Origin of the sequence: uncultured Clostridium sp., assembly GCF_937920395.1 — a bacterium.
GTDB lineage: Bacteria > Bacillota > Clostridia > Clostridiales > Clostridiaceae > Clostridium_AD.
Map to the genome: position 1 here is coordinate 1 of NZ_CALEVF010000149.1, position 5,415 is coordinate 5,415.

Genomic DNA, 5,415 nt, shown 5'->3' on the forward strand with positions numbered 1-5,415 from the left:
ATCTACACTTGATCCACACTCTTTCCCTACACGACGCTCTTCCGATCTATGACAGAACAACTATTTGTTATATCCCTGGGTATGATAAACACTATGATGGCAGGTCATATAGGAAAAGAAGCAGTATCTGCAATTGGAATGGTAGATTCTATAAATAATATATTTATAGCATTCTTTTCGGCACTTGCAATTGGTGGTATGGTCGTTGTAGCTCAATTCATTGGTCAAGGAAACATAAAAAAAGCTAATGAAGCTATGAAGCAAGCTCTTTTTTCTGGACTTATAATTACTTTTATTTTAACTATTATGATGTTTTTATTAAAAGGTCCTATAATCAATGCACTTTTTGGTAATGCTGAGCCTGAAGTAATACGTAATGCTCATACCTATTTAAGTGTTACATTACTCACTTATCCATTAATAACAATTGATTTAATTGCAAATGGCCTCCTTCGTGGAGCTGGAGACACAAAGACACCAATGAAAATCAGTATCTTTATGAACATTATAAATGTGAGTTTAACATACACTTTTATAAATATACTTCACCTGGGAATAATGGGTGCTGCACTTGGCATCGCAATTGCTAGGGTTAGTGGAGGCATTCTTATAATAGTAGTGCTTATACGTGGTTCAAAAATTTTAAAACTCACAAATATAAAGAAGTTCAAATTTGATAAGTCATTATTAAAGCTTGTGTTTGGTATTGGTGTTCCTGCTAGTATAGAGTCCTTAGTGTTTAATGGTGGAAAGTTAATAACTCAAGTATTCATAGTAAATATGGGGACTATTGCAATAGCCGCAAACGCTATTGCAGGCTCCGTTGCAACTATGCTTAATGTACCCGGTAATTCATTATGTATTGCTGCAACCGCTCTTGTAGGAAGGTATATGGGAAGAAATGACACTGTTGAGGCTGAAAAATCTCTATCCTATATTACAAAACTTTCAACTATTGCCTTAATTATAATAGCCGCAGTATTTATACCATTTGCACCAAATGTAGTCTCACTATTTACAACTAATAAAGAAATAATTCATTTAACAGCTATCGTACTTATAGTAAATTCTGCCTGCATTCCCATATGGTCAATCTCCTTTGTTCTGCCAGCCGGGCTAAAAGGTGCTGGAGATGTAAAGTATACACTAGTAACCGCAATTATAGGGATGTGGCTTTTTAGAATTACTTTAGGATATTTATTAGGGGTTGTATTAAAATTCGGACTCGTTGGCGTGTGGGTAGGCATGATTGTTGATTGGCTAGTTCGTGGCACTCTTTATCTTATTCGATTTAAAAAAGGAAAATGGAAGAATAAAACTGTGATAAAAATGCAGGCTTCCTCCTCTAATTAATTTTAATGTTTTGTTAATAAATATGACCTATTAACATGGTATACTGTTATTATTAAATAAACATCTCTACAAGAGATGTACAGCTGCTATGCAGATAAACAGTTGCTATGCAGATGAATTGACCAAAATAAAGATTTTAAAGGATGGTTGAACTATGAACATAGCTTTCTTTCTTACACCTAAAAATGAAGTTGTTTATGAAAAACCAAGTTCTACTATGAGACAAGCCTTGGAACGAATGGAGTACCATAGATATACTTCTGTACCTTTAGTAAATGAATCTGGTAATTATGTAGGTACTTTAACAGAAGGTGATTTATTATGGAAATTAAAGAACACTCCCAATTTAAGTTTTAATGATACAAATAAAATTTTAATTGGTGATATTCCAAGACATGTTAAGAATAAATCAGTATTAATCAATGCAGATATAGAGAGCTTAATATCGCTTGCAAAAGATCAAAATTTTGTTCCTGTTATAGATGATAACGGTGTCTTTATAGGAATAATTAAAAGAAGTGATATAATAACTTATTGTTACAATTTATTATACAAAAATGATGAATTTAAGAGTTTGATATAATCCATAATAAAAATTAAAACACCTATTTTAGTATAAAAACTAGAATAGGTGTTTTGATTTTATAATAAGCTTGCTGCTTCTTTGTCTATAATAATAGTTACATCATTATGAAGTTGAAGAATAGATGCAGGCACACTAGGATTGATTTTGCCTTTAACTGCTTTTTCTATAGCTTCAGCTTTATTTAATCCATTGGCTAGTAAAATTATTTTTTTAGAATTCATTATTGTCTTTATACCCATACTTATTGCTTTTACTGGAACATCCTCTATTGATTTAAAAAATCTAGAATTAGCTTCTATTGTTTGTTCATCAAGATTTACTAAATGCGTTTGCGCTTCAAAATTTACATTTGGTTCATTAAACCCAATATGTCCATTTCCACCTATACCCAGTACTTGCATATCAATTCCACCAAGAGTTTTAATCTTTTTTTCATAAAGCAAACAGAAATCATCTACATCTTTTGCCATTCCATCAGGCATGTTAATATTTTCTGTACTTATGTTTATACTATTAAATAGATTATTCATCATGTACTTATAATAACTTTGAGAATTTTCAGGGTTAAGTCCATAATATTCATCCAAGTTAAAAGTTCTAACCTCTTTAAAATCAACTTCTTTTTTGTTATATAATTTAATTAATTCCTTATACATACCAGATGGCGTATCTCCTGTTGCGAGCCCTAAAACACTATCAGGTTTTAACGTAACCTGACTTGCAACCATTAAAGCCGCTCTTTTACTCATTTCCTCATAATTATCTACAACTATTATTCTCATATGTTGGCACCACCTTATAATAATACTCAAAATTTCACTTTTAAGCTTCGTACACTATTTTTCCTTCGACTATTGTAAAAGAAACATCTATATCATCATTAAAAATAGCTATATCTGCATCATATCCAAGCTCTAAGCTTCCCTTTTTATCATCCATATTAATTACCTTTGCTGGATTAAAAGTTGCCATTGCAACAACATCATAAATTTCTAAATTACTGTTTCGTAGCATATTAAGTACAGCCTTATTTAGAGTAAGAACGCTGCCTGCTAGTGTTCCATCCTCAAGTCTTGCAGCACCATTTTCAACTATTACCTTTTGTCCACCAAGTTCAGACACGCCACTCTTCATGCAACCAGCCCGCATAGAATCTGTTATAAGAACCATTCTATCTGCGTGTACAGCATTTATTAGTATATTAAAAATCGCAGGATGTACATGTATTAAATCTGCTATTAACTCACAAGTAATATTACTAGAAAAAATTGCACCTACAATACCTGGTTTTCTGTGATTAAGTGGCGTCATAGCATTAAACGTATGTGTTGCATGTGATATTCCATCATTAATTGCTTTCATAGTTTCCTCAAAACTTGCATCAGAGTGACCTACCGATAATGTAATTTTAGAATTAGCTTTAACTTTCTTTATAAAAGTATGATCTATATCCTTTTCAGGAGCAAGGGTTATAATTTTAATAATATCTAAATAATCCTTTATAATATCATAATCGGGCTTTATAATATTATCTGCCTTTTGAGCCCCTTTATACTTTTCATTTATAAAAGGTCCCTCCATATGAACGCCTAGAATCTTCGCTCCCATATTCTCTATCTTCATAGCATCCCTAACATTATCTAATGCTTTATATATGCAAGCAATATCCATAGTCATTGTAGTAGGCAAATAACTCGTAACTCCATTTGCTGCTATAGTATTACCTATAATTCCCAAGGCTTCTTGTGTACCGTCCATAGTATCATACCCACCACCACCATGAATATGAATATCGATAAACCCAGGAGATACAAATCTACCCTTAGCATCAATAATTTCTATTTCTTCTTCAATCTTTTCTTTATACTGATGGAAGTTTTCATTATCTATAATATCAACAATTTTTAGATCAAAGACTATTACGCTATCATAAATAATTCTGTCTTTCATAATAAGTTTTCCATTAATTATAGCTTTAATATTAATCACCTCATCATATATTTTAGTTTTTTTAATTTTAAAATTTTTACTTATTCATTATTTCAATGTTATTTGATATTTATACTTATCACTTCTATATATTGCTTTGGTATATTCAATTGGAGTTCCATTTTCTAAATATGTAGTTCTCCTAAATGTTAATGCCAAAGCAGCATTCTCTTGATTTAAAAGTTTGCTATCATATTCATTAAGCATTATAGGTTCAATTATTTGCTTTGCCTCATATGGATAGTATCCATATTTTTCACGAAATATACTAAATAGTGATTTTCCCTCTATCATCTCTCTCGACATTCCATCAAACAAACAATATGGAAGCCATGCTGTTTCAATTGCTACTGGTTGCTGATCACCAAACCTCAATCTTTTAATTTCAATGATTTTATTTTCGTCAATAGGCATTTTTAATTCAAGCTTGCATTGTTTTGTTGCCTCTAGTATCTCATAAGATAATATTCTAGTTTTTGATGTTACACCATTGTCCTGCATTTGCTCAGTAAAACCTTTAAGGAGTGATATTTCACGATTGACCTTTGCAATAGAAACGAACGTCCCTTTACCTTGCTGCCTATATATAAGTCCCTCATTAACAAGTGACATAATAGCCTTATTAACTGTCATTCTACTAACACCTTGTACTTTGCATAATTCTCTTTCTGTTGGAATTGAATCTCCAGGCTTTAATACTTCATTTTCAATCATTTCTTGTAATATTTCTTTTATCTGGTAATGAAGTGGTATAGGATTATCTTTCGAAACTTTTTTCAAAACTTTACTCCTCACTTATAACTAAATTTACCTACACAACCATAGTTAACATGTTGTTATGTTGTATATACCAATTATAATTCAAATCTATTGTTAATGCAAGCTTTTTCTTTTAGCAAAACATATATATTTTAAAATCATTTTTGTCTTCTTCAATAAAAAAATACTCTATAGCGTAGATTTTTGTCTACACCATAGAGTATATTATTTTAAACCTTCATTGCCCTCATAGAATTTAACACTGCAATTAAAGCAACTCCTACATCTCCAAAAACTGCTTCCCACATATTTGCAACTCCAAACACTGCAAAGATCAAAATGATTGCCTTTACACCTAATGCAAATACAATATTTTGCATAACAATCTTCTTTGTCTTTTGAGCAATTTGTATACCCAAAGCAATCTTTGATGGTTCATCTGTCATGATTACTATATCAGCAGCTTCTATGGCTGCATCAGAACCTACTCCACCCATAGCTATTCCAATATCTGCTCTTGCAAGCACTGGAGCATCATTTATGCCATCTCCTACAAAAACAATTTTCCCCTTAGTTGACTTTTCTTTTTGAAGTTTCTCAAGCTTTTCTACCTTATCCTGTGGAAGAAGTTCTGAATAAACTTCATCTACACCAAGAACTTTTCCAATGCTACTGGCTATATCTTTATTATCACCAGTAAGCATTACTATTTTTTTAATACCCATAGA

Annotated in this window: 6 protein-coding genes; 2 read left to right on the top strand and 4 right to left on the bottom strand. The window is 31.5% G+C overall.

The features are described from left to right. Window positions 1-48: 48 nt before the first annotated feature. Together Q0649_RS10540 and Q0649_RS10545 are read left to right on the top strand one after the other, a co-directional pair. Entirely contained in the window at window positions 49-1,353 is a 1,305-nt protein-coding gene (locus Q0649_RS10540) for an MATE family efflux transporter (protein WP_298841286.1), read from the top strand. A 154-nt stretch (window positions 1,354-1,507) separates the two neighbouring features. After that, window positions 1,508-1,936, top strand: coding sequence for a CBS domain-containing protein (locus tag Q0649_RS10545; RefSeq protein WP_298841287.1), 429 nt, complete (start codon window positions 1,508-1,510; stop codon window positions 1,934-1,936). Window positions 1,937-1,995: 59 nt separating this feature from the next. Here Q0649_RS10545 and nagB read toward each other — a convergent pair whose 3' ends face one another. The 4 genes from nagB to Q0649_RS10565 form a co-directional block, all read right to left on the bottom strand. Then, window positions 1,996-2,721: a glucosamine-6-phosphate deaminase gene (gene nagB, locus Q0649_RS10550; protein ID WP_298841290.1), complete on the bottom strand. Its 726-nt coding sequence runs from the start codon at window positions 2,719-2,721 to the stop codon at window positions 1,996-1,998. Window positions 2,722-2,761: 40 nt separating this feature from the next. Continuing rightward, window positions 2,762-3,919: an N-acetylglucosamine-6-phosphate deacetylase gene (gene nagA / locus Q0649_RS10555; protein WP_298841298.1), complete on the bottom strand. Its 1,158-nt coding sequence runs from the start codon at window positions 3,917-3,919 to the stop codon at window positions 2,762-2,764. 57 nt (window positions 3,920-3,976) lie between these two features. Then, complete coding sequence (locus Q0649_RS10560; RefSeq protein WP_298841293.1) at window positions 3,977-4,708, bottom strand: GntR family transcriptional regulator; 732 nt, start codon at window positions 4,706-4,708, stop codon at window positions 3,977-3,979. 209 nt (window positions 4,709-4,917) lie between these two features. After that, the coding region (locus Q0649_RS10565) for an HAD-IC family P-type ATPase (RefSeq protein WP_298841295.1) at window positions 4,918-5,415 on the bottom strand (498 nt) is incomplete at its 5' end.

Coding starts and splice junctions, on each gene's coding strand:
- Q0649_RS10540 (WP_298841286.1), top strand. CDS start 49: ATGACAGAACAACTATTTGTTATATCCCTGGGTATGATAAACACTATG.
- Q0649_RS10545 (WP_298841287.1), top strand. CDS start 1,508: ATGAACATAGCTTTCTTTCTTACACCTAAAAATGAAGTTGTTTATGAA.
- nagB (WP_298841290.1), bottom strand. CDS start 2,721: ATGAGAATAATAGTTGTAGATAATTATGAGGAAATGAGTAAAAGAGCG.